This is a genomic window from Solwaraspora sp. WMMD1047 (genome assembly GCF_029626155.1).
Classification (GTDB): Bacteria; Actinomycetota; Actinomycetes; order Mycobacteriales; family Micromonosporaceae; genus WMMD1047.
Genome location: NZ_JARUBL010000001.1, coordinates 2,932,581 through 2,956,437 on the forward strand (window position 1 = coordinate 2,932,581; position 23,857 = coordinate 2,956,437).

Genomic DNA, 23,857 nt, shown 5'->3' on the forward strand with positions numbered 1-23,857 from the left:
CCAGGCGGTGCCGACAGGCGGCCCTACGGTGGACGTCCGGCCAGATCGGGTCGCCGGCCCCCGGGCCGTCGGGCCAGGCCGTTGGTGAGCAGGTCGACGAGGGCGCCGACCGCCGGCGGCAGCTCCTCCGGCGACCGGTCGATCAGCACCCGGTGCAGCTGCGCCTCCACGCCGGTGACCAGCAGCCGGGCGGTGAGCCTCCGGTCGGGGCCACCGGCGTCGAGCCGGTCCAGGTGGTCGGCGAGCTCGCCCACGAGCAGCTCCTCCAGCCGCGCCAACCGGTCCAGGTTGCCGGGGGTACGCGGCGACCGCTCGAACAGCAGCCGGTGGGTGACCGGGTGCCGGGCGTGCAGCGCCAGCACGGTCTCGATGATCCGGCGCAGCAGCGGCTCCAGCGGCGGCTTCTCGACCCGCAACGCGGCGAAGAGCCCGGTCAGGGTCTCCGTCGCGTCGGCGAGGTGCCGCTCGGCCAGCGCGTGCAGGATGGCGTTCTTGTTCGGGAAGTACTGGTACAGCGAGCCGATCGACACCCCGGCCCGGTCGGCGATCCGGTTGGTGGTGGCGGCGTACCCTTCGCGCTGGAAAACCTGAGCAGCCGCCTCCAGCAACACCTCGACGGTGTCCCGGGACCGCAGCTGGCGAGGGGTGCGGCGGGGTACGTCGATGGTGGCCTCCAACGCGAGTTGTCCAGCCCGGTGGCGCGTCAGATCGTAGTGGGCGTGCCTGACGACTACCTGCGTTTCCTGCCGGCCGACCTGCGTACCGTGGCCGCCGCGATCGACCCCGAGCCGACCTGGTGGTGCTGGCGCGACGCCGAGCTGCACGTGGCCAGGTCCCGGCCGCCGGGCGCGACCGCCCGGGTGCTGGTGGTGCACGGCGCGGGCGGCTGGTCCGGCGCCCTCTGGCCGGTCGCGGCGCTGATCGCCGCCGCCGGCATCGAGGTCATGGCCCCCGACCTGCCCGGCTACGGCCACAGCCGGGTGCCGGATCCGGCTGGCGTGCGCTACCCGGACTGGGTGGACTGCGTCGCGGACCTGGTCCGGCACGAGCGGGCCGCCGACGACCGGCCGCTGATCCTGCTCGGCGCGAGCCTCGGCGGACTGCTCTGCTACGACGTCGCGGGCCGGCTGCCGGATCAGGTGGCGGGCCCGCTGGTGACCTGCCTGCTGGACCCGCGCGACCCGGCGGCGCTGGCCCGGATCGGCCGGATCCGCTGGTCCGGGCCGCTCGGGGCGCGACTGCTGCCGCCGCTGGCGGCGGCGGTGCCGGCGGTCGACCGGCTGCGGGTGCCGATCCGGTGGCTGGCGAACCTGGCCGCGATCAGCAACGACCCCGGGCTGGCCGCGCTCTGTGCCCGGGACCCGGCCGGCGGGGGAGGCCGGGTCCCGCTGGGCTTTCTGCGTACCTGGTTGGCGTCGGCGCCAGCGGTGGAGCCCGCCCGGTACGCCGGGCCGCCGCCCGTGCTCGCCCACCCGGCCGACGACCGGTGGACCCCGGAGGAGCTGAGCCGCCGGTCCTTGGAGCGGGTCGCCGGGCCGACCAGGCTGGTTCCGCTGACCGGTGCCGGGCACTATCCGATCGAGACACCCGGCCTGCGGCAGTTGATCGCCGAGGTCAGTCGGCTGGCCGGGGCCGTGACCTGACGGCGGCGGGGCGTCGAGCCGCGAACCCGGACGGTTCGCGCCGGTTGGTAGGGGGTCCGGCCAGGTGTCGATGGCAGCGGGCGCGGCTGACAGAATGCGGGTGCAGGTCGACCCGGGTCGATGCACGGCGACGAATCGTCCGGCGTCGAAGTCATCCGCCGGCCTCCCGCGATGATGCCGCACCGAGTGCAGAACGGCGTGTCAAGTCGGCGTACCCCCGGCTTGGTCAAAGGCGCGAGTGATCACCACGTCGGTCGAGGGCTGCAGTGTGACCGAGATGACGCTCTCCCCGAAGTGCTCGAGCGCGGCCCGCCGCTTCGGGCCGAAGGTGGCCACGGTGATGCCGGTGGCGAAGGTGGCTAGAAACAGGCTGCCGTGGGCGACCTGGCCCAGCGCCAGCACGAGCAGTCTGATGGCGACCCCGTCGGGGTGCGCGTACAGCGCTGAGGCGCCGGACTCGGGGAGTGTCAAGTTAGTTGTACATACCCACCACTATTGAGAATGGCTCATTGATCGTCCAGGAGGAGACTGGCGCCAGCGAGGATTACCATGCCTTCGGGATATTCGCACTCAATCCGGAGCATCAGTTCCTCGGCATCGTCCACATCGGCGGTCAGCGACGCTGGTCGTCCCATCAGCGCTCCGAACTGAGAGCCGGTAGTCTGCCAGTTGAGAGTGCCGTCGCGCTGCCGTTGTGCTGTCAGGGCATGAGCGTAGACCACCGAGTCCGATACTGCCGTGAAGTGTGGTCGCACGGTCGTCGCGAATTCCCGGTAGCGGCCCCGTAGCAGGTACGAGACTGAGCGCTCCTTGTCGGCGTTCTGATTACTGGGGCAGGCTATGGCGATTGAGTGTTCGTAGCCTGGTGCGCCTCGGAGGTCGCGGGGAAGTTCTCTTAGGTTGGCCCCACCGGTCTGAACAGTAAGCGTGTCCAGGAAGATCGTTGCTGACGGATGACCCGATGACGGAATGCTTTCCCTGCCGCTGGTCGGTGGCTGCGTGGATCGGGCAGATCGGTCAAGGATGGGTGTCGTGCTTGGCTGTTGATCATCCGCGAAACGCGGAAACTGCCACGCAAGAATCGCGACCAGTAACCCGGCGAAGGCTAGGAGTATCGTGATCCATTGTGGACTTGTGTTCCGCTGGTGTCGTTCAAGATGGCTGGTAGACGATGTGTATGGCTCGCTGTCGGGCACTTGTCACCTGTCGGAGGTAGGGCTGTGAACCTGGTATGGGCTCCATTGTGGTAGTTATTAGGACGCCATCGCATCACCCGGTGCGTGGTATGTCCAACATCAGGTCGATCGCCGACACTTTGATCATCAGTCAGGTTGGGTCTACGCGCTTGCGTCTGGTCCTCTCCCGATGATCGCATAGACAATGGAGGTGTACGGATGTCCACACAGGGCCCGAACCCGAATGTCGCCTCGTCGGGGCCGGCCGGATCGCTCCGCCAGCCTTCCGCGACGCCTCCCGGCGCCGCCCCGCCTTCGCCGCCACCTGCTATTCCGGTTGCGGATGCGGCCCAGGGCCGGCCGCTCGCAAGACCCGTGGTCGGTTCTAGGCGGTCCTTGATCGTTCCGTTCGCACTCTCTGTATCGGTGATGGCACTGCTTATCGCGTTCGGCTCGGCCGTCTTCGCCTGGCGGGCGATCGATCAAGCAGAGGATGCGAAGGAGATCGCCCTTGCCGGCCGTGGCGACGAGCCTCAGTTGGAACGACGGGCACCGACAAATCCTACCGATTTGACCGAATCGACCGATTCCTCTGCAGGTAACCTCGGTGGACCAACCGCGAGCGGCCAACCGCCGCGGCTAGACGAGCGGACCGTCTACAACATCAAGTATGAGGATCAGACGCTTACCTTGAAGGCGACTGAGACCGAGTCCATGGAACTCGATCTTGACGAGCCGCGGGCCAATGTACGCGATGAGGCGGACATCAGGTTGGAGGTGGAGTACGGCACGGCGCAGCGGTACCTCGAGTTGGTCGAGGATGTGCAGGGAAGCGAGGGGGCCGGTCCAGGATCGACGCCCTACGATTGCGCTGAGAAGATCCGGACGGCACCGCTCGGGTCTTCGAGGGTCCCGGTCAAGCAGGGCGTTGTGATCTGTGTGATGACCTCGTTCTCAGCGGCGCAGAAACGAGGCGACCCGCAGCGGATGGTGCGCTTGGAGGTGACCGGCGTGGGAGCCGACCAGGCAGTCACTGTGAAGGTGAGCGCGTGGGACATTCCGCGCTGATGCACCGCCCCGACGTCTCGCCGTTCGAGCCTCGTCGGGGTTCCATTCGGCTTCGACGGGCCGCCCTGACAGAATGCGGATGCACACCGGTCACGTAGGGAACAGACTTGCTCCGAGGACCGGAACGACACCTGTCACGAGGAGACACCCGCTGTGATCCGTACCCATGAAGCCGGAAGCCTGCGTGCGACGGACGCCGGCGCGACCGTGACCCTCGCCGGCTGGGTGGCCCGGCGGCGTGATCACGGCGGGGTGATCTTCGTGGATCTGCGGGACGTCTCCGGCGTGGTGCAGGTGGTGTTCCGGGAGGGCATGGAGTCGGCGCACGCGCTGCGCAACGAGTTCTGCGTGCGGGTCACCGGCGAGGTGACCCGCCGGCCGGAAGGCAACGAGAACCCGGAGCTGGCCACCGGCGACATCGAGGTGACCGCCGCGACGCTCGAGGTGCTCTCCGAGGCGGCGCCGCTGCCGATGCCGGTGGACGACCAGGTGGAGGCCGGCGACGACATCCGGCTGCGGTACCGCTACCTGGACCTGCGCCGGTCCGGGCCGGCCGCCGCGATGCGGCTGCGCTCGCGGGCCAACCAGCTCGCCCGGGGCGTGCTGCACGAGCGCGACTTCCTGGAGGTCGAGACCCCCACCCTGACCCGGTCCACCCCCGAGGGCGCCCGCGACTTCCTGGTCCCGGTCCGGCTGCAACCCGGATCCTGGTACGCGCTGCCGCAGTCGCCGCAGCTGTTCAAGCAGCTGCTGATGGTCGGCGGGCTGGAGCGGTACTACCAGATCGCCCGCTGCTACCGGGACGAGGACTTCCGGGCCGACCGGCAGCCGGAGTTCACCCAGCTCGACATCGAGATGTCGTTCGCCACCCAGGACGACGTGATCGAGCTGGGGGAGGAGATCGTCGGGGCGCTCTGGCGGGAGCTGGCCGACCACGAGATCCCCCGGCCGATCCCGCGCATCACCTGGCACGACGCGATGGCCCGGTACGGCTCCGACAAGCCCGACCTGCGGTACGGCGTCGAGCTGACCGAGTTGACCGACTACCTGCGCGGCACCGCGTTCCGGGTCTTCGCCGGGGCGATCGACGCGGGCGGCTACGTCGGCGCGGTGGTGATGCCCGGCGGGGCGTCGCAGACCCGCAAGGAGCTGGACGGCTGGCAGGACTGGGCGAAGGCGCGCGGCGCGAAGGGGCTGGCCTACGTGGTGCTCGACGCCGAGACCGGCGAGGCGCGCGGGCCGGTGGCGAAGAACCTCTCCGCCGAGCACCTGGCCGGCCTCGGTGACGCGGTCGGGGCCAAGCCCGGCGACGCGGTCTTCTTCGCCGCCGCCGCCGAGCGGCGGGAGGCGCAGGAGCTGCTGGGGGCGGCCCGGGTGGAGATCGCCAAGCGGGCCGGGCTGGTCGACGAGAGCGCCTGGGCGTTCTGCTGGGTGGTGGACGCGCCGATGTTCGAGCGCGACGACCAGGGGGGCTGGACGGCCGTGCACCACCCCTTCACCTCGCCGAAGGCGGACTGGGAGGACCGGTTCGAGCAGGCACCGGACCAGGCGCTGGCGTACGCGTACGACATCGTCTGCAACGGCAACGAGATCGGCGGCGGATCGGTCCGTATCCACCGGGCCGAGGTGCAGCGGCGGGTCTTCGACCTGCTCGGGATCAGCGCCCAGGACGCGGCCGACAAGTTCGGCTTCCTGCTGGAGGCGTTCACGTTCGGCCCGCCGCCGCACGGCGGCATCGCGTTCGGCTGGGACCGGACCTGCATGCTGCTGGCCGGGGCCGACTCGATCCGCGAGGTGATCGCCTTCCCGAAGTCCCGCGGCGGGTACGACCCGCTGACCGGGGCGCCGACCCCGATCACCGGCCGGCAGCGCGCCGAGGCCGGCGTCGACGCCAAGCCCAAGCCGGCCGGCCCGGCCCACACCGGCACGGCTGGCATCGCCGCCCCGGTGGAGCACTCCTGACCCGTCAGCCACGCCTGCGCACCGCGCCCCGGGATGCCCCCGGGGCGCGGGTGTTTGGTGTGACTGACGGGTCGCGATTTGCGTGACTCACCCCGTTGAGTGGGGAAATTTCCGGCCTTCCGGTCAGTTGAGTATTGGTGATGGTTCGTTAGCTCCAGCGGCGGCGTCGAACACCGCGGTTGCGCCCGCCGGACCCCCTCCCAATCCCCGCCTGACGGCGCCCTGCCGGAAGGGATCTCCGCCATGCCCCCGTACGCCACCCCCGCCCCCAGCCTGCGGCCCGGTCGACGCCCCACGGTCACCGTGGTCGTCCCCACCCGCAACGAGGAACGCAACCTGCCCCACGTCTTCGAGCGGCTGCCCGGCGACGTGCACGAGGTGATCCTGGTCGACGGTGGTTCCACCGACCGCACCGTCGAGGTGGCCCGCGAACTGCGCCCGGACGTGCGCGTCGTGCAGCAGACCCGCACCGGCAAGGGCAACGCCCTGGCCTGTGGCTTCGCCGCCGCCACCGGGGACATCGTGGTGATGATCGACGCCGACGGCTCGACCGACCCGGCCGAGATCCCGCGCTTCGTCGACACCCTGCTGGCCGGCGCCGACTTCGCCAAGGGCTCGCGGTTCCGCGCCGGTGGCGACAGCCACGACATCACCCGGCTGCGCCGGCTCGGCAACGAGGGCCTCAACGGGATCGTCAACACCCTCTTCGGCACCCGGTTCACCGACCTCTGCTACGGCTACAACGCCTTCTGGCGGCGGCTGCTGCCCGCCCTCGACCTGCCCGACCCGGCGCTGCCCCGGCCCGCCGACGGCGGCAAGCTCTGGGGCGACGGATTCGAGATCGAGACCCTGATCAACATCCGGGTCGCCGCGCACGGCTACCGCGTCCGCGAGGTCGCCAGCGTCGAGCACGCCCGCATCCACGGTGACAGCAACCTGAACACCTTCCGGGACGGCACCCGGGTGCTGCGGACCATCCTCAGCGAGTTCCGCCGGCTCGCCACCGCCGCGCCGCGCCCGGCCCGGCCGGCGGCCGTGCCGGTCGTCCCGATGGGCCGGCTGCGTGACCTGGTCGCCGTGGCACCCGGCCGGGTCGGCGACCTCGGGTTGGCGCCGCCGTTCGGGGTGCAGCCGGCGTTCGCGCTGGCCGGGCAGGAGGCAGCGGCATGAACCACTGGACCCAGTCACCCACCACCGTCGTCATCCCCTGCCACAGCGAACGGCGCCTGCACTACCTGGTCTCGACGGTCGAATCGGCCCGCTCGCAGAACCCCGCGCCGGCCGAGATCGTCGTCGTGGTCGACCACAACCCCGCCTTCTACCAGCGACTCCGGCGGGACCTGCCGGGCGTGACGGTGCTGGAGAACCAGTTCCAGCGCGGCGTCTCCGGCACCCGCAACACCGGCGCCCGGCACGCCATCACCCCGCTGGTCGCCTTCCTCGACGACGACGTGCTGGCGCACCGGGGCTGGCTGGCCGGCCTGATCGGGCCGTTCGCCGACACCGCCGTGGTCGGCACCGGCGGCGGCATCGTGCCGCGCTGGGAGACCAGCCAGCCGACCTGGTTCCCCGACGAGTTCCTCTGGGCCGTCGGCGGCTCCTACGCCGGCCAGCCGGTCGACACCGCCCCGGTCCGCAACGTCTGGTCCGGCAGCATGGCGGTCCGCCGCGAGGCGTTCCTGGCCGTCGGCGGCTTCCGGACCGACTTCGGCAAGGTCGGCGACCGGTCCCGGCCCGAGGACACCGAGTTCTGCCTGCGGGTCAGCCGCCGCACCGGCGGGCACTGGATGTACGTCCCGAGCGCCACCATCTCGCACCCGGTGCAGGCCAACCGGGCCACCTGGCGCTACTTCGTCACCCGCTGCTACCACGAGGGCCGGGGCAAGGTGCTGATGGCCCGGCTGCTCGGCGACCCGGCCAGCCTCGGCGCGGAGCGCGGCTACCTGCGCCGGGCGCTGCCGCTGGCCGTGCTGCGCGGCCTCGCCGACACCCTGCGCGGGCGGGGAGTCCGGCCGGCGCTGCGCTCCGGCGCGGTGCTCGTCGGGCTGGCCGCCGCCGCCGTCGGCGCGCTCGCCGAACTCCTCGCCGCCAAACCCGCCACCCGTCCCGTCCCCACCTCGGTCCCCGTCGGCCGGATCGGAGCGAACCGGTGAACCCCACCCAGAGCACCGAGCACGCCCGCCGGCCCCACTTCGGCGTTCCCGCGGTGGCCGGCGCGGCCCCGACCGTCCCACCGACCCGGGTGATCCCGGCCCGGACCGTCCCGGCGGCCGACCGGCTGCCGGCCCTGGTCGCGGACGTCGAACTGACCGGGGCGCTGCCCCGGATCGCCGCGACCGGGCCGGACGGCCGGCGGGCCGAGCGGGCCTGGCTGCTGGTCCGACTGCACACCGAGCCGATCGGCCCGGTGCTGCTGCCGGTGCCGGGGACCGGGCTGTCCCCCGCCGACCTGGCCGCCGCCATCCACGCCACGCTCGGCGACGAGCTGCGGCGCCGGCTGCCCGACTGGCCGGCCGCAGACACCCCGGCGGACCCCGACCGGGCGTTGGCCGCCCTGCGGGCGTCCGGCACGTCGGCGTACCTGGCCCGGCGGGCCGAGGTGCTGCGCGACGCGCCGCCGATCACCGTAGTGATCTGCACCCGGGAACGCCCCGGCCCGCTGGCCCGCTGCCTGGACAGCCTGCTCGGCCAGCACTACCCGAACTTCCGGGTGCTGGTGGTGGACAACGCCCCCACCAGCGACGCCACCCGCGCGGTCACCGCGGCCGCGGCCCGGTCCGGCCCGGTGGACTACCTGCTGGCCCCCCGGCCCGGCCTCTCGCACGCCCGCAACGCGGCTGTCGCGGCGGCGCCCGGCGAGATCCTCGCCTGGATCGACGACGACGAGGTCGCCGACCCGTACTGGCTCGCCGAGGTGGCCCGGGCGCTGGCCGACCACCCGACCGCCGACGTGATCTCCGGCGTGATCGTGCCGGCCGAGCTGGAGACCGACCCGCAGCTGTGGTTCGAGGAGTTCGGCGGGCACAGCAAGGGCCGCGGCTTCACCCCGGACGTCTTCTCGCCGGCCACCGCGCACCGGCAGAGCCCGCTCTACCCGCTGCCGCCCTTCGGCACCGGCGCGAACATGACCTTCCGGCCCGGCGTCATCGAGCGGATCGGCGGCTTCGACACCGCGCTCGGCGCCGGCACCCCGGCGATGGGCTCCGAGGACACCCTGGCCTTCACCCGGGTCCTGCTCGCCGGCGGCACCATCGCCTACCACCCCGGCGCGCTGGTCCGGCACTACCACCGCCGTGACCTGGCCGGGCTGCGCACCCAGATGATCGGGTACGGGGCCGGGCTGACCGCCGCGTACACGTCGCTGCTGCTGGACCGGCCGGGGCTGCTCTGGCCGCTGCTGCGGCTGGCGCCGACCGCGCTGCGCGACCTGCGCCAGCCGGACGGCCCCCGGCTGGCCGGGCTCGGCGCCGGGTTCCCCCGCGACCTGCTCGGCGAGAACCGCCGCGGCATGCTCCGCGGCCCGCTGGCCTACCTGCGCGGCCGCCGCCGCGACCGGCGCCAGGACCGCCGTGATCGCCAGGACCGCCGTGATCGCCAGGACCGCCGTGATCGCCACGGTCGCCGGGACACTCCGGGTCGCCTTCGGGATGGTCGGGCGCAGGTGGGATCGGGGGCGGCGACGTGACCGCCATCCCCGCCGTCGACACGCCGACGGTCCCGGCCGAGATCGGTCCGGGCACGGCGGCCGGAATCCGACCTGCGGATGTCGCTTCGGCCGGTGCCGCGTCGGCGCCGGTGGTGCACGCGATGGTGCGTACCGCCATGGCGTTGATGACCTCGACCGTGGCCAGCGCCGCGCTCGGCTTCGTCTTCTGGGTGGTCGCGGCCCGCTGGTTTCCGGCCGAGGTGGTCGGCCGGGCGTCCGCCGCGGTCTCCTCGATGTCGCTGCTCGCCGGGCTCGCCCAGCTCAACCTGACCAGCCTCTACGCCCGGTTCCTGCCGACCGCCGGGCCGAACACCCGGCGGTTGATCGTCGGCGGCTACCTGGCCTCGGCCGCGATGTCCGTGGCGCTGGCGACCGGATTCCTGGCGCTCGGGCTCGGCGCCGGCCTGATCGGCGCGCAGCCGGCCGGCCGGCTGATCTTCACCGGCGCGGTGGTCGCCTCCGCGATCTTCTTCATCCAGGACGGGGTGCTCGCCGCGCTGCGCCGCCCGAGCTGGGTGCCGGCCAAGAACGTGGTCGCCTCCGCCGCCAAGCTCGCCCTGCTGCCGCTGCTGGCCGGCACCGCCACCGGCGACGGGCTGCTGCTGGCCTGGGCGCTGCCGATGCTGGCCACGATGCTGGCGGTGAACTGGTGGATCCTGGCCCGGCTGGCGCCGGCCCGGGGTCGGCTGCCCGGGGCCGCCGCGCCGGTCGCCCGGCGGGAGGTGCTCAGCTTCGCCTCCGCCGAGTACGTCAACGGGTTCGTCACCAACGCCGTCGCCTTCCTGCCGCCGGTGCTGGTCGCCGGGGCACTCGGGCCGGCCGACGGCGCGTACTTCTACATCCCCTGGGTAATCGGGGTGGCCGGCACCACGCTGCTGTGGAACGTGGTCACCTCGTTCGTGGTGGAGGCGGCCAGCGACGGCAGCCGGGCGCGCGCCCACGTCAACCGGGCCGCCACCCTGGTCGGGTTGGTCGTCGGGCCGGCCGCCGTGTTGCTGGCGCTGGCCGCCGGGCCGCTGCTGCGCCCGCTCGGCCCCGCGTACGCCGAGCACGGCGCGGACGCGTTGCGGCTGATCGGGCTCTCCCTGCCGTTCACCGGCGTCGTCCTGCTCTACGCAGCCTTCGCGATCATGGAGAAGCGGATGTGGCGGATGGTGGCGATCCAGTCGGCCGGGGCGGTTGCGTTCCTCGCCGGCAGCTGGCTGGGGCTGCCCCGGCTCGGCATCGTCGCGCCCGCGCTGGCGCTGCTCGCCGCCCAGGCCGCCGTCGCCGCCGTCCTGCTGCCCGGCCTGATCCGCCGCTACCGGGCGACCGGCTCCGCCCACCGCCGCCCGGACTGGGCCACCGGGTCGGCCCACCGGCCGGACCTGGCCGCCGCCGGCACCGACTCCGACGCCACGACCTCGACCGGGAGGACCGGATGATCGACTTCGACGTACGGCCGACCGCACGCCGCACCCCACCGGCCGGTCCGGTTCCGGTGTCCGAGCCGGACCGGGGCCGGTTCGGCGTAGCCACCCCGTCGACCCCGCCAGCCGCCACGGGCACGCGGGCTGCCACCGGCACAGGCGCGGCACCGACCACCGTGGGGGCGGCGGACAACGGACCGGCTGACGGCGGGCCGGTCCGTCGGCAGCGGGCGATGGCCTGGCTGGGGATCGGTATCGCGGTGGCTGCGCTGATCGGGCTGGCCGCAGCTGGTCCGCTGCGGGCACCGGCCGCCGTCGCGTTCGCGGCGCTCGGTCCGGGGCTGGCGGTGCTGAGCCACCTGCGGGTACGGCAGCCGGTCAGCGCCTGGGCGCTGGCCGTGCTGGTCAGCCTCACCGGCTATGTCGGTACCGCCACCGTGGCGGTCTGGGTCGGCTGGTGGCATCCGCGGCTGGTGGCGGCGGCCGGCGCCGCGCTGGTGGCCGCCGCCTGCGCCGCGGCCCTGGCCCGGACCGGCGGGCTGCGCCGCCCGGCACCCGACGGGCGCCCAGCACTCCGCCGTCCGGCCCTCGGGTTCGGGAAACCCGGGGAGTGGGCACGGCGGGACCGGGCGCTCGCGGTGCACGCCGCGATCCTGGCCGGTGCCGGGGCGCTCTGGCTGGTCGCGCTCGCCAACACCGACATCGACCAGGTCGGCGGGTACGGGCTGCTGGCCACCGTGCACCCGGCCTACCTGGCGGCGCTGGGACTCTGCGCGATCGGCTTCGCCGTCGGGCTGACCCGGCCGGGCGGGCCGTCGCCGCTGCTGGCGGCGTACCCGGTGCTGTTGATCCTGATCCTGCACGGCAGCACCCCGCTGCTGCTCGACCAGCCGCAGTACGCCTGGACCTACAAGCATCTCGGCGTGGTCGAGCTGATCCGGACCACCGGCGCGGTCGGCGCGCCCGACGACATCTACCAGCAGTGGCCAGCCCTCTTCGCCGGGGTCGCCCAGCTCGCCGACCTCGCCGGGGTGACCGCGCTCGGCCTGGCGGACTGGTCGGCCGTCTTCTTCAACCTCGCCGGGGCGCTGGTGCTGTTCGCCATCGCCCGGACCCTGTCGGCCGACCCGCGGGTGGCCCACCTGACGGTCTTCGGGTTCCTCGCCGTCAACTGGGTGGAGGAGGACTACCTCGCGCCGCAGGCGCTGGCCTTCCTGCTCAGCCTCGGCGCGCTGCTGGTCCTGCTGCGCTGGCTGCGCCGACCGGGCGCGGTGGCGGCCGCCGGCGGTAGCGGTGTCGGGGCCGGCGGGTCGCGGGTCGGGCGGGCGGTGGCGTTGGCCGGGCTGCTCGGGATCTTCGCGGTGCTCACCGCCGCGCACCAGCTCTCGCCGTACCTGCTGCTCGCCCAGGTGGCGGCGCTCGTGGTGCTGCGGCTGGTCCGGCCGTGGTGGACGCCGCTGCTGATGGGCGCGATCCTGCTGGCGTACCTGTGGCCGCGCTACGGCCTGGTCGCCGGCTCGTTCGGGATCTTCGAGGGGATCAACATCTTCGCCAACGCCGGCGGCAACGCCGAGGACTGGGGCTCGACCGGGCAGGCGTTCTCCGCCGTGGTGGTGCGGGTGCTGGCGCTCACCGTCTGGGGGCTGGCCGCGCTGGCGGTGCTGCGTGCCCGGCGGCGGCCGCGTACCGTGCTGCTGCCGGCGGTGCTGGCCGCCACCCCGTTCGTCCTGCTGGCCGGGCAGAGCTACGGCGGGGAGGCGATCTACCGGGTCTTCCTCTTCTCCGCCCCGTGGTGCGCGTACCTGATCGCCGCCGCGATCTTCGACCGGCCCGCGGCCGGGGCGGTCGAGCCGGCCGGTGGTCGGTCGTCCCGGCGGCCGGTGCTGGTGGGGGTGCTCGGGCTGGCGCTCGCCCTGGCGGCGCTCGCCACCGTGCAGGGCCGGCACGGGCAACTGGTGGTGGACCGGCAGACCAGCGCGGACGTGCGGGTGGCCCGGTACCTGTACGCCAACGCCGTACCCGGGTCGACGATCGCGCTCGGTTCGTCGAACTTCCCGAGCCGGCTGGCCGGCAACTACGGCGAGTTCAACCGGACGGTGCCGGTCGGCGAGCCGGACCTGGTCGCGGGGGCCGGGCTGCGGGACGCCCCGCTGGGCGTGGAGTACCTGCCGGCGATCGAGAACTACCTGCGCGGGTTCGGCGGCACCGCCAGCTACCTGGTGCTCAGCGAGGGGATGCAGCGCCAGGCCGCGTACTTCGGCTACCTGCCCGACGGCGCGTTCGACCGGCTCGCCGGGGCGCTGGCCGCCGACCCGGACTGGTCGGTGTTCCACCGCGACGGTGACGTGGTGGTCTACCAGTTCACCGGCTGACCGGGTGCGCGGTCAGGCCGGCGCGTAGATGCTCACCCAGTCGACCTGCAGGTTCACCCGCTCCGGGGTGGTCTCGTCGGGGCACGCCTCCCAGGTGTGGCCGCAGTACCAGGCCTGGCTCTGCAGGGCCAGCGCCATCGGCTCGTCGGGCACCTGGTCGCCGGTGATCTCGGTCCACGGTTCACCGTCGAGGGTGAAGACCAGCCTGCCGGGGGTCCACTCCAGGCCGGCGGTGTGCCACTGGGTGAAGTCGCCGGGCACGCTCCGCTCGACCGGCCGACCGGTCACCGGGTGCAGCACCCCGTACATCCGGTCCCGGCCGCGCCCGTTGTCCTCGGCGATGTCGATCTCCGGCGGGTAGACGTTGGAGGCCGGCCAGAGCAGCAGCGCGTATGCGATGCCGGTGCCCCGGTCCATCCGGAACCGGATGTCGAAGCGGCCGTAGGTGCGGCTGACCACCCGCCGGTTGGAGATGCCGCCGGTGGCGTAGATGTTGCCCCGGTCGGCCTCGCGCCAGCCGCCGATGGTGAGCAGCCCGCCGGAGACCGAGACGTGCGACGGGTCGAACCAGCCGCCCGGGTCGCCGTCGGGCTGGCCCTCGTAGGCGAACCAGCGGTCGTCCAGGGCGGTGCCGGAGAAGTCCTCGGTGAAGATCTGCCGCCAGCCGGGCATGTCGCCCTGCGGCAGGCGTACCCCGGACGGGTTGGCGCCGGGGGCGACGGCGGTCGGGGTGCCCGACGGCGCCCGACCCGGCGCGGCGGTGGCCGGCGGCCGGTGCGGGCCGTGCGGCTCGGTCGGGTCCGCGTCGAACCGGGTCAGCGGGCGGATCACCGCCAGGTAGACCAGCACCACCAGCGCGCCGGCGACGAGCACCACCCAGCCGGCCCGGCTTCGGGTCACCCGGGACCAGGTCGGGCCGGGTCCGGAGGCGGGTCGCCGGTCGGGCGGGTCGCCGGCCACTCAGGTCAGCCGCCGGCCGGCCAGGCGGGCCAGCCGGCGGGTCAGCCGCCAGGCCGGTTGCGCCAGCCGCTTGGCCTCCGGGATCAGGCGCGGACCGCCGCCGCGGACCAGGTCGAGCAGGTCGGCGCCGGTGTGGTCGGGGGTGGGCTGCAACCGGGGTACGGCGAACCGGTCGTCGGTGCGCCCCGCCGGCCCGGGCCGGTAGAGCCGCCGACCCACCGCGCAGGCGTTGTCGTGCCCGCTGCGGTGGACCAGTTCGCGGACCCGGCGGTCGTGGTAGCCGTGCGGGTAACAGAACGACCGGACCGGTCGACCCAGCACCTGCTCCAGGCGGTCCCGGCTGTCGGTGAGCTGCTGGTTCAGCAGGCCGGGCGGGAGCATGTCGAGCGGCTGGTGGACCAGCCCGTGGTTGCCGATCTCCACCCCGGCGGCGGCCACCTCGGGCAGCGCGGAGAGCGGGAGCAGCCGGCCGAACACGCCGGCCCAGCGGCCCAGCCAGTCGGCCGGTCCGCCCAGATGGCCGACGGCGGGGTAGAGGGTCGCCGACGAGCCGGTGGCGGTGAGCAGCGGCAGTGCCCGGTGCAGGAAGTTGGCGAAGCCGTCGTCGAAGGTGAGCGCCACCAGCGGCGGGGTGGGGGTGCCCGACCGGGTCAGGTCGAGGGCCTCGGTCAGGCCGACCAGCCGGTAGCCGGCCGCGGTCAGCGCGTCCAGGTGCTCGGCGAGCCGGTGCGGCGGCACGGCCAGCTCCCGCAGCGGCCCGGCCCGCAGGGCGGAGACGGAGTGGTACATCAGCACCGGCAGCACCGCCGTCCCGTCGCGGACGGGTGTCCGGGTGGTCACCGCGCGGCCAACCATGAAAGCAGCATAACCGTACAAATGCCGTGGTTGGGCCAGCCGGCGGTCTCCGGTCCCGGCGGCGCCGGTCCACCGTGGATTAGCGCGCTGACCAGGTGGGTACATCCGGGCCGACCTACTGACACCCCCTCGGAGGACATAATGCTCGCGATAGCCGCCGCCGCCGTCTTCGGCTTTGCCCTGCTGCTCGACCTGCTCGACACCGACCTCGGCGCCCCGGACCTGTTCAACTGGAACACCCTGGTACTCATCGGCCTGCTGTTGACGGCTCTCTACCTGGCCGGCGTCGGAAGCGGCCCGGGCGGTGGAGGAGGCGGCCGCTGGTACCGCGGTCGCCGCCCAGGTCGGGGCTGACCTGGTACGCCTGGCGGACCGGCCCGGTTTTCGGCGCATTTCCGGCGCCCGAGACCGGGCCGGTACTGTCTTCGGAGTGGAAACCGACGGTCTCTTCCCACTCGCCGAACCCGGCGGGGTGCGCACCGCACCCCCGGCCGGTGGCGTCGGGAACGGCCTGACGCCGGCCACGGCCGACTCCCCGCTGCCGGTCCGGATGCGACCGGCGTCCCTGGACGAACTGGTCGGGCAGGACCACCTGCTGGCCCCGGGCGCGCCGCTGCGGCAGCTGGTGACCGGCACCGCGCCGATGTCGGTGATCCTGTGGGGGCCGCCCGGCAGCGGCAAGACCACGATCGCGCACCTGGTGGCGGGCGCGACGGACCGCCGGTTCGTCGCGATGTCGGCGCTGACCGCCGGGGTCAAGGACGTCCGCGCGGTGATCGACACCGCCCGCCAGCAGCGGCGGGCCGGTGGCCGGCCGACGGTGCTCTTCATCGACGAGGTGCACCGGTTCAGCAAGACCCAGCAGGACGCGCTGCTGGCCGCGGTCGAGGATCGGACCGTCACGCTGCTGGCCGCGACCACCGAGAATCCGTACTTTTCGGTCATTTCGCCGCTGTTGTCCCGCTGTGTCCTGTTGACCCTGCAGCCGCTCGGCGACGACGCCGTCCGCGGTCTGCTGCGTCGCGCGATCTCCGACGAGCGCGGCCTGGCCGGCGCGCTCACCCTCGCCGACGACGCGGAAGACCACCTGGTACGCCTCGCGGCCGGCGACGTCCGCAAGGCGTTGACCGCGCTGGAGGCGGCGGCCGGCTCGGCCGCGGCCCGGGGCGGCGGCGTGATCGACCTGGCCACCGCCGAGCAGGCCGTCGACGTGGCGGCGGTGCGCTACGACCGGGACGGCGACGCCCACTACGACGTGACGAGCGCCTTCATCAAGAGCATGCGGGGCTCCGACGTCGACGCGGCGCTGCACTGGCTGGCCCGGATGCTGGTGGCCGGCGAGGACGCCCGGTTCATCGCCCGCCGGATCGTCATCTTCGCCAGCGAGGACATCGGGATGGCCGACCCGACCGCGCTGACGGTGGCCACCGCGGCCGCCCACGCCGTCGAGTACGTCGGCCTGCCCGAGGTGCAGCTCAACCTGGCCCAGGCCGTGATCCACATGGCCACCGCGCCCAAGTCGAACTCGGCCACCCGGGCGATCGGGGCGGCCATCAGTGACGTCCGGGCCGGTCGGGGCGCCGGGGTGCCCCGGGCGCTGCGGGACGCGCACTACTCCGGTGCCCGTGGCCTCGGCCACGGCACCGGCTACCGCTATCCACACGACGACCAGCGGGGCGTCGTGACCCAGCAGTACGCGCCGGACGACCTGGTGGGGGTCGACTATTACCAGCCCAGCGGCCACGGTGCCGAACGGGCGGTGGCCGGCCGGCTGCCGGTACTGCGCGGCATCGTCCGGGGTGGGCGGGCCGCGCAGAGCACGGTCGAGGGGGGCGCCGCCGACGGCGGTGCGACAGTCAACGGCGGCATCTCGGCCGCCGGGAAGGATCAACAGTGAGATCGCGCGGTCCGGACCGGTCCGAGGACGGCCCCGACGAGCGGCGGGAGCCGCGAGCGAAGGGCCGCCGGTGGGGGCGGGGCAAGGCGGCCCCGGAATCCGCCGCCGCCGAGCCCGAGGTCAGCGGCGAGGAACTCGGCTGGATCGCCGACCTTCGTACCGCCAAGGAACAGCGGGCCGCGATCGGCCCGGAGGGGGCCGACGCCGACGAACCGCCGCCGGATCCGGGCGGCGGGCGCAAGCGTGCCCCCGGGCCGCGGCCTGAGGCGCCCACCTCGGGTGCGCCCGGCCCGTCGAACGGTCTGCCGTTCGGTCCGCCCGCCGGGCCGCCTCCGGGTGCGCCCCCGGTCGGCCCTCCGCCCGGCCCACCATCTGGCCCGCCCCACCGGCGGGAGCCGGGTGCCGAGCCCGGTGCCCCCCGTCCCGGCGGATTTCGCCCGGGCGGCTCGCCGCCCGAGCCGTCACGGCCCGACGCACCGCACCCGTCGGCCTCGCGGCCGGGGCCGCCGATGCCGCCGCCGGGTGGGAATCGGAGCCCGGTGCCCCCGGTCCACCGGTCGTCGGGGGAGTACCCGTCGGTCGACTTCCCCGCGGGCGGCGAGCGTCCGCCGGGCGGGTACCCGCCCGCCGGATACCCCTCGGGTGAGCCCGACCAGGGCCGTCGACGGGCAGCGGCGCCACCGGCGGGCGGTCGGCACGGTGCCCACGACGGCCCCGACCCGCGTCGCGGCGACCCGGTCGGTCCTGATCCGCGTCGGCCGGATCTGGCCGGTTCTGATCCGCGTCGGCCGGATCTGGCCGGTCCTGACCTGACGCGCGGTGACCGGCCTCGGCACGGTCGCGACGAGGCGGCGGAGGGCAGGCCCGGTCCGGCCGGTGCCCCGCGCCGGGCGGCCGAGCCCCGGGAGCCGGAGCCACCCGTCGGCCGCCGGGCGGCCGTGCCACCGGACACGCCGACCGGTGCCCACTCCGCCACCAGCGGTCGCGCCCCCGACCGACCGGTCGGACCGGATCCGAGGTCCAGGTTCGGACCGCACGGCGGCAGCGGCGGCAGCCCGGTGGTCGTGCCCAAGTCCGGCAACGCCCCGCCGCCGGTGCTGGCCAACCCCGATCCTCCCCGGACGCCGCCTTCGCCGCCGGTTCCCCCGCCGATGGGCGCGGGCCGGCACGGGGCGCCGGACGGCGGGTTCAACCGCTCCCGGCCCGCCGACGAGGGTGGCTCCCGCCCGGCCGGCCCGCCCGAGCCACGGCCGGGGCCGGCCGACCGGCGGGCCCCGACGCCGGCGACCGAACCCGGGCCGCCCGCGCCGCCGGACCGCCCGGCGCGCCCCTCCGACTGGATCCGCCGGGCCGCCCGGAGTCGCCCGGGGGACACCACGGTGCACCCGGACCGCCCGGCCGGCCCGCCGCCCGGTGGCCCGGCCGGCGGTGTCGGAACCCGCGGGCCGGCCGGCATCGGCGGCCAGCCAATGGACGGCGGCCCGCCTCGTGGGATCGATGGTCCGCACCGTCGCCCTGATGGTCCGCTCCGTGGCGCGGATGGCGGCCCGGCCCGTGGTGCTGACGGCCCGCTCCGTGGTGCTGACGGTCCGCTCCGTGGTGCTGATGGCGGCCCGCGGCGTGGTCCGGCGCCGGGACCGGGTGCCCCCAGCGGTGCCGCCCGGGTGCCCACGGCACCGCCGATCGTTCCCGGGCGGGGCGACGGCGCGCCACCGATCGTTCCCGGCCGAGGTGACAACCGCCCCGGCCCCCACGGCCGGCACGACCCGGCGCCGGATGCCGGACCCCGCCCCACCGGCGGACCGCGCGGAGCGGCTTCGATGAACGGACCGTCGCGGCCCGGCGCACCGACGGCCCCCCAACGGGCCGGGGAGCGCGGTCCGCTGCGGGACGGGGAGAACCTGGGCCGGAGCCGAGGCGCCGGACCGGGCGACGGCCCGCCACCTCGATCGGGCCGACCCCCCGCGTCCGACCGGATGGGTCCGGGTCCGGACCGCATGGGCCCGGATGACCGGGGTCCCGGTCCGGACCGGATGGGCCGGGATCGCATGGGCGCCGGCCCGGATCGGATGGGCGCGGATCGGATGGGTCCCGGCCCCGACCGCCCGCGTCCGGATCGGATGGGCGCTGGCCCGGATCGGGACCGGATGGGGCCGGAGCAGCCGCCGGACGGTCCGCCCGGCGGCAACGGAGCGCCGGTGGCCCGGGCCGCGGCTGCCGTGCCGGCCCCGCCGGCCCGGGCGGCGGCCCCGGTGGCCGCCGCGCCGGTCCGCGCTGCGGCCACCCCCGGTGCGCTGGCAGATCCGCGTACCAGTGGACCGCTGCCGGGCGGCCCGGGTGCCGCCGTACCGGTATCGCCGGCGACCGGCGACGACCGGGACCCCAACCGCGACGACGACCGCGACGGTGGCCGGTCGGCCGGCTCCGGCCGGCAGTTGGTCGCCCGGATGAGCACCTTCGACGGTGCCCGCTCCGAGGTCCGCCGCCAGATCCGCGAGAAGAAGCGGCTCCGGTTGGTCGCGTTGGCGCTGGTGCTGGTGGCGTTGGTCGCGGCGGTTCCGGTCTACATGGGAATCCGGACCGCGACCCGGGACCCGGTGTTCACCTCGCTGGACTCGCTGGCGGTGCCGGCGTGGGCGGCGGAGCAGACGGTGGACGGGGTCAGCGGGAGCCGCTGGTGCCTGATCGACTGCCGGTTCCGGGAGCGCAACGTCGAGTCGCAGCGGTCGCCGGTCGAGACGGCCCAGGCCTACCAGCAGGCGTTGGTGGCCGATGGTTGGCGCTCCTGGAAGCCGGCCGGCTACTGCCCGGAGCAGCCGGTGGAGGGAAGCTACACCTGCTGGCAGCGCGACGAGCTGACCCTCGACCTGTGGGTCCGGGCACCGGCCTGCGCCGCCGACCCGCTGCGGGGCCGTCCCACGGTGGACCCGACCGCCGACCCCTCCGGGGCGCCGCCGGAGTCCGCCGGGGAACCGCCGGCCGACCAGCAGCTGCCGGGCACCGACGAGTGCGACGGCTCGGTGGTGTCGGTGAAGGTCCGCAACGCGATCGACGACGAGCGGTTGCGGCCCCAGCCGAGCATCGACCCCTCCTTCACCGGGGAGGATCCCGATCCGATCTTCACCGACGACCCGCTGCAGGAGCTGACTCCGTCACCGTCCTGACGGACCGATCGTCACGGACGGTAGGGTCTGCATGGTGCGTCGGGGCGGCGACCTGAGGTGGCGGGTCCGCCGGTGGTAGCCGGGCCACGGGCCTGGGTAACACGGTCGCGATTCGGATTGTTCGGTAGAGGAGGACTCGGGTGAACCCTGGACAGATCGCCGCGCTCGTCGCGGCCGGCGCGTTCCTGATGCTGGTGATCGTGCTGGCCGTGCCCATCCTGCGACTGCGGCACACCGTCGACGCGGCGACCCGGGCCATCAACGACCTGAACGACCAGGCGGGGCCGATCCTCGGCAACGTCAACACCACCGTGGCGAACGTGAACACCGCGCTGGAGCAGGTGCACACCTCGCTGGACGGGGTGAACATCCAGCTGGCCAAGATCGACACGATGACCGGCCACGCGCAGAACGTCACCGCGAACGTCGCGAACCTCGCCACCGTGGTCTCGGCCGCGGCGGCGAATCCGCTGGTCAAGGTCGCCGCCTTCGGGTACGGCGTGCGCCGGGCGGCAGCCGCCCGCCGGCACGCCGAGACCGAGCGCGAGGTCCGGACCACACTCAAGCAGCAGCGCCGGGCGAGCCGGCGCGGCAACCGCTGACGGAGGTAGCGCCAAGATGAAGCGGTTGCTCTGGCTGGGCGTGGGCCTGGCCGTCGGCGCCCTGGTGGTGCGCAAGATGACCCGTACCGCGCAGTCGTTCACCCCCGGCGGCATCGCCGGCTCCCTGTCGGAATCCGCTGGCGGCGCGGTCGAGGCGCTGCGTAGCTTCGTGGAGGACGTCCGGCTCGGCATGGCGGAGCGGGAGCAGCAGATCCATGACGCGTTCGCCGAGGGCGTCGCGTTCGACGACCAGTTCGCCGAGCTGCGGGACGACCCGCGGATCGGCGACCAGGAGATCTTTCCGGAGGAAGGCGCACGATGAAGACGGCGGAGATCAAGCGGCGGTTCCTCGCGCATTTCGAGGCCAACGGCCATGCCGTGGTGCCGTCCGCTCCGCTGCCCGCCATCTCTGATCCGAACCTGTTGTTCATCAACGCGGGCATGGTTCAGTTCGTGCCGTACTTCCTCGGCCAGCGCACCCCGCCGTGGCAGCGGGCCGCGAGCGTGCAGAAGTGCATCCGGACGCCGGACATCGACGAGGTGGGCAAGACCAGCCGGCACGGCACGTTCTTCCAGATGAACGGCAACTTCTCCTTCGGCGACTACTTCAAGGCGGGCGCCATCCCGCTGGCCTGGGAGCTGTCCACCAAGCCGGTGGAGCAGGGCGGCTTCGGGCTGGATCCGGAGCGGATCTGGGCGACCGTCTACCTCGACGACGACGAGGGATTCGAGATCTGGCGGCAGACCGGGGTGCCGGTCGAGCGGATCGTGCGCCGGGGTAAGAAGGACAACTTCTGGTCGATGGGGATTCCCGGTCCGGCCGGCCCCTGCTCGGAGCTCTACTACGACCGTGGCCCGGCGTACGGGCCGGACGGCGGCCCCGAGGTCGACGAGGACCGCTACCTGGAGTACTGGAACCTCGTCTTCATGCAGTTCGAGATCACCGATGTGGTCGACAAGGAGACCTTCCGAATCGTCGGGGACCTGCCGGCGAAGAACATCGACACCGGCATGGGCCTGGAGCGGATCGCCTCGATCCTGCAGGGCGTCGACAACCTCTACGAGATCGACGAGGTGCGGCCGATCCTGGACCGGGCGGCGGAGCTGACCGGCAAGCGGTACGGCTCGCGGTCCGGGCACGCGGCGCACGAGTCGCACCCGGACGACGTACGGCTGCGGGTGATCGCCGACCACGTCCGCACCTCGCTGATGCTGATCGGGGACGGGGTGACCCCGGGCAACGAGGGCCGCGGCTACGTGCTGCGGAGGATCATGCGGCGGGCGATCCGGGCGATGCGGCTGCTCGGCTGGCAGGACCGGGCGCTGCCCGAGCTGCTGCCGGTGGCCCGGGACTGCATGTCGCCGTCGTACCCGGAGCTGGCGACCGACTTCGACCGGATCTCGCAGTACGCGTACGCGGAGGAGGAGGCGTTCCTGTCCACGCTGCGGGCCGGCACCACGATCCTCGACACCGCGCTCGCGCAGACCCGCTCGTCCGGCGGCGCGGCGCTGTCGGGGGAGAAGGCGTTCCAGCTGCACGACACGTACGGCTTCCCGATCGACCTGACCCTGGAGATCGCCGCCGAGCAGGGCCTCACGGTGGACGAGGACGGCTTCCGGCGGCTGATGGCCGACCAGCGGTCCCGGGCCAAGGCCGACGCGCGGGCGCGCAAGACCGGCCACACCGACGTGTCGGCGTACCGGTCGGTGCTCGACGACGGCGGACCGGTGGAGTTCACCGGCTACACCGAGGTCTCCCGCGAGTCCCGGGTCCGGGCGCTGCTCGACGGCACCGGCGGGGCGCTCGCCGCGGCCGGCGAGGGCGACCTGGTGGAGCTGGTGCTGGACGCCACCCCGTTCTACGCCGAGGGCGGCGGCCAGCAGCCGGACCAGGGTCTGATCACCGTCGGCGGTGGCCAGCTGGAGATCCTGGACGTGCAGCAGCCCGTGCCGGGGCTGATCGTGCACAAGGCCCGGGTGCTGCGCGGCGAGGTGCGCAGCGGAGAGGGCGGGCTGGCGGAGATCGACATCACCCGGCGGCGGGCGATCTCCCGGTCGCACACCGCCACCCACCTGGTCCACCAGACGATGCGCAACTTCCTCGGCGAGTCCGCCACCCAGGCCGGGTCGCTGAACGCGCCGGGCCGGCTGCGGTTCGACTTCAACACCCCGACCGGGGTGGCGCCGAGCGTGCTCGTCGACGTGGAGCAGCAGGTGAACGAGGTGCTCCTGGCCGACCTGGAGGTGCACGCGTTCATCACCTCGCAGGAAGAGGCCCGCCGGCTCGGTGCGATGGCGCTCTTCGGCGAGAAGTACGGCGACGAGGTGCGGGTCGTCGAGGTCGGCGACTACGCCCGGGAGCTGTGCGGCGGCACCCACGTGGCGCGCTCCGGCCAGCTCGGCCTGGTGAAGATCCTCTCCGAGTCGTCGATCGGCTCGGGCGTGCGCCGGGTCGAGGCGCTGGTCGGCATCGACGCGTTCCGGTTCCTGGCCAAGGAGCACCTGCTGGTGTCCCGGCTGGCGGAGCTGTACCGGGTCCCCACCGACCAGGTGGCCGACCGGGTGGAGCAGACCGTGACCCAGCTGCGCGACGCCGAGAAGGAGCTGGAGAAGCTGCGCGCCCAGCTGGTGCTGGGTGGGGCGGCGGCGCTGGCGGCGCAGGCCCGGGACGTGCGCGGGGTGGCCTACGTCGGCACCGAGGCGCCGGAGGGTGCCGGCGGCAACGACGTACGGACCCTCGCGCAGGAGATCCGGGGCAAGGTCGACCCGGCCCGGCCGGCGGTGGTGGCGGTGGCCGCCCGCTCCGGCGGCAAGGCGTCGCTGGTGGTCGCGCTCAACGCGGCGGCGAAGGCGCGGGGGCTGTCGGCGGCCGATCTGGTCAAGGGCGCGCTCTCCGGTCGGGGCGGCGGCAACGCCGATCTGGCGCAGGGCGGCGGGCTGCCGGCGGCGGAGGCGCCGAACCTGTTGACCGCGGTCGAGAAGGCGCTTGCCGACGCGTGACCGGGCCGCTCGTTGAACCATCCGGCGCGGGCGCCCGTACCACT

20 protein-coding genes and 1 pseudogene are annotated in these 23,857 nt (G+C 74.0%); 16 read left to right on the forward strand and 5 right to left on the reverse strand.

Features of this window, described 5'->3' with window-relative positions; genetic code table 11:
• Window positions 1-23 precede the first annotated feature (23 nt).
• Window positions 24-677, reverse strand: a complete 654-nt coding sequence (locus O7627_RS13530; protein WP_278093861.1) for a TetR/AcrR family transcriptional regulator — start codon at window positions 675-677, stop codon at window positions 24-26.
• A 42-nt stretch (window positions 678-719) separates the two neighbouring features.
• On the opposite strand from O7627_RS13530, the gene O7627_RS13535 reads away from it, so the two are divergent.
• A complete protein-coding gene (locus tag O7627_RS13535) occupies window positions 720-1,643 on the forward strand; it encodes an alpha/beta fold hydrolase (RefSeq protein WP_278093862.1) in 924 nt (307 codons plus the stop codon).
• Between the two features lie 279 nt (window positions 1,644-1,922).
• Here O7627_RS13535 and O7627_RS13540 read toward each other — a convergent pair.
• Together O7627_RS13540 and O7627_RS13545 are read right to left on the reverse strand one after the other, a co-directional pair.
• Window positions 1,923-2,069 (reverse strand): annotated as a pseudogene (locus O7627_RS13540) (sodium:proton antiporter); the annotation flags it as partial.
• Window positions 2,070-2,149: 80 nt separating this feature from the next.
• Window positions 2,150-2,839, reverse strand: a complete 690-nt coding sequence (locus O7627_RS13545; RefSeq protein WP_278093863.1) for a hypothetical protein — start codon at window positions 2,837-2,839, stop codon at window positions 2,150-2,152.
• Window positions 2,840-3,214: 375 nt separating this feature from the next.
• Between O7627_RS13545 and O7627_RS13550 the strand changes: the two genes are divergently transcribed.
• The 7 genes from O7627_RS13550 to O7627_RS13580 all read left to right on the forward strand — a co-directional run bounded on the left by O7627_RS13550 (window position 3,215) and on the right by O7627_RS13580 (window position 13,335).
• Window positions 3,215-3,886 (forward strand): hypothetical protein, encoded by a 672-nt coding sequence (locus O7627_RS13550; RefSeq protein WP_278093864.1) that lies wholly within the window; start codon window positions 3,215-3,217, stop codon window positions 3,884-3,886.
• A 153-nt stretch (window positions 3,887-4,039) separates the two neighbouring features.
• Window positions 4,040-5,848 (forward strand): aspartate--tRNA ligase, encoded by a 1,809-nt coding sequence (gene aspS, locus O7627_RS13555; RefSeq protein WP_278093865.1) that lies wholly within the window; start codon window positions 4,040-4,042, stop codon window positions 5,846-5,848.
• Window positions 5,849-6,091: 243 nt separating this feature from the next.
• Window positions 6,092-7,018 carry a glycosyltransferase family 2 protein gene (locus O7627_RS13560; RefSeq protein ID WP_278093866.1) on the forward strand — a complete coding sequence of 309 codons (927 nt, stop codon included), beginning with the start codon at window positions 6,092-6,094 and terminating at the stop codon, window positions 7,016-7,018.
• Window positions 7,015-8,001 (forward strand): glycosyltransferase, encoded by a 987-nt coding sequence (locus tag O7627_RS13565; RefSeq protein WP_278093867.1) that lies wholly within the window; start codon window positions 7,015-7,017, stop codon window positions 7,999-8,001. Before O7627_RS13560 ends, O7627_RS13565 begins: the two co-directional genes overlap by 4 nt.
• A complete protein-coding gene (locus O7627_RS13570) occupies window positions 7,998-9,533 on the forward strand; it encodes a glycosyltransferase (protein WP_278093868.1) in 1,536 nt (511 codons plus the stop codon). Before O7627_RS13565 ends, O7627_RS13570 begins: the two co-directional genes overlap by 4 nt.
• Window positions 9,530-10,978, forward strand: a complete 1,449-nt coding sequence (locus O7627_RS13575; protein WP_278093869.1) for a hypothetical protein — start codon at window positions 9,530-9,532, stop codon at window positions 10,976-10,978. Before O7627_RS13570 ends, O7627_RS13575 begins: the two co-directional genes overlap by 4 nt.
• The gene (locus O7627_RS13580) at window positions 10,975-13,335 is read left to right on the forward strand and encodes a hypothetical protein (protein ID WP_278093870.1); all 2,361 of its coding nucleotides are present in this window, start codon (window positions 10,975-10,977) and stop codon (window positions 13,333-13,335) included. The genes O7627_RS13575 and O7627_RS13580 overlap by 4 nt, the downstream gene beginning before the upstream one ends.
• 12 nt (window positions 13,336-13,347) lie before the next feature.
• Here O7627_RS13580 and O7627_RS13585 read toward each other — a convergent pair whose 3' ends face one another.
• Window positions 13,348-14,235, reverse strand: coding sequence for a glycoside hydrolase family 16 protein (locus O7627_RS13585; protein WP_278093871.1), 888 nt, complete (start codon window positions 14,233-14,235; stop codon window positions 13,348-13,350).
• A 60-nt stretch (window positions 14,236-14,295) separates the two neighbouring features.
• The gene (locus O7627_RS13590) at window positions 14,296-15,150 is read right to left on the reverse strand and encodes a polysaccharide deacetylase family protein (RefSeq protein WP_278093872.1); all 855 of its coding nucleotides are present in this window, start codon (window positions 15,148-15,150) and stop codon (window positions 14,296-14,298) included.
• Window positions 15,151-15,291: 141 nt separating this feature from the next.
• On the opposite strand from O7627_RS13590, the gene O7627_RS13595 reads away from it, so the two are divergent.
• The 8 genes from O7627_RS13595 to alaS all read left to right on the forward strand — a co-directional run bounded on the left by O7627_RS13595 (window position 15,292) and on the right by alaS (window position 23,813).
• Window positions 15,292-15,504, forward strand: coding sequence for a hypothetical protein (locus O7627_RS13595; protein ID WP_278093873.1), 213 nt, complete (start codon window positions 15,292-15,294; stop codon window positions 15,502-15,504).
• A gap of 118 nt (window positions 15,505-15,622) precedes the next feature.
• Window positions 15,623-17,047, forward strand: coding sequence for a replication-associated recombination protein A (locus tag O7627_RS13600; RefSeq protein WP_278098270.1), 1,425 nt, complete (start codon window positions 15,623-15,625; stop codon window positions 17,045-17,047).
• A 642-nt stretch (window positions 17,048-17,689) separates the two neighbouring features.
• A complete protein-coding gene (locus O7627_RS13605) occupies window positions 17,690-17,860 on the forward strand; it encodes a hypothetical protein (protein ID WP_278093874.1) in 171 nt (56 codons plus the stop codon).
• A 684-nt stretch (window positions 17,861-18,544) separates the two neighbouring features.
• Window positions 18,545-18,871: a hypothetical protein gene (locus O7627_RS13610; RefSeq protein ID WP_278093875.1), complete on the forward strand. Its 327-nt coding sequence runs from the start codon at window positions 18,545-18,547 to the stop codon at window positions 18,869-18,871.
• Window positions 18,872-19,494: 623 nt separating this feature from the next.
• Window positions 19,495-20,211: a hypothetical protein gene (locus O7627_RS13615; RefSeq protein ID WP_278098271.1), complete on the forward strand. Its 717-nt coding sequence runs from the start codon at window positions 19,495-19,497 to the stop codon at window positions 20,209-20,211.
• 140 nt (window positions 20,212-20,351) lie between these two features.
• Complete coding sequence (locus O7627_RS13620; RefSeq protein WP_278093876.1) at window positions 20,352-20,813, forward strand: DUF948 domain-containing protein; 462 nt, start codon at window positions 20,352-20,354, stop codon at window positions 20,811-20,813.
• A 16-nt stretch (window positions 20,814-20,829) separates the two neighbouring features.
• The gene (locus tag O7627_RS13625; protein WP_278093877.1) at window positions 20,830-21,135 is read left to right on the forward strand and encodes a hypothetical protein; all 306 of its coding nucleotides are present in this window, start codon (window positions 20,830-20,832) and stop codon (window positions 21,133-21,135) included.
• On the forward strand, window positions 21,132-23,813 hold the full coding sequence (gene alaS, locus O7627_RS13630) for an alanine--tRNA ligase (protein ID WP_278093878.1): 2,682 nt from the start codon (window positions 21,132-21,134) through the stop codon (window positions 23,811-23,813). Before O7627_RS13625 ends, alaS begins: the two co-directional genes overlap by 4 nt.
• The last annotated feature ends 44 nt before the right edge of the window (window positions 23,814-23,857 follow it).

Coding starts and splice junctions, on each gene's coding strand:
- O7627_RS13615 (WP_278098271.1), top strand. CDS start 19,495: ATGAGCACCTTCGACGGTGCCCGCTCCGAGGTCCGCCGCCAGATCCGC.
- O7627_RS13580 (WP_278093870.1), top strand. CDS start 10,975: ATGATCGACTTCGACGTACGGCCGACCGCACGCCGCACCCCACCGGCC.
- O7627_RS13565 (WP_278093867.1), top strand. CDS start 7,015: ATGAACCACTGGACCCAGTCACCCACCACCGTCGTCATCCCCTGCCAC.
- alaS (WP_278093878.1), top strand. CDS start 21,132: ATGAAGACGGCGGAGATCAAGCGGCGGTTCCTCGCGCATTTCGAGGCC.
- O7627_RS13625 (WP_278093877.1), top strand. CDS start 20,830: ATGAAGCGGTTGCTCTGGCTGGGCGTGGGCCTGGCCGTCGGCGCCCTG.
- O7627_RS13595 (WP_278093873.1), top strand. CDS start 15,292: ATGCTCGCGATAGCCGCCGCCGCCGTCTTCGGCTTTGCCCTGCTGCTC.
- O7627_RS13590 (WP_278093872.1), bottom strand. CDS start 15,150: ATGGTTGGCCGCGCGGTGACCACCCGGACACCCGTCCGCGACGGGACG.
- O7627_RS13560 (WP_278093866.1), top strand. CDS start 6,092: ATGCCCCCGTACGCCACCCCCGCCCCCAGCCTGCGGCCCGGTCGACGC.
- O7627_RS13610 (WP_278093875.1), top strand. CDS start 18,545: ATGGTCCGCACCGTCGCCCTGATGGTCCGCTCCGTGGCGCGGATGGCG.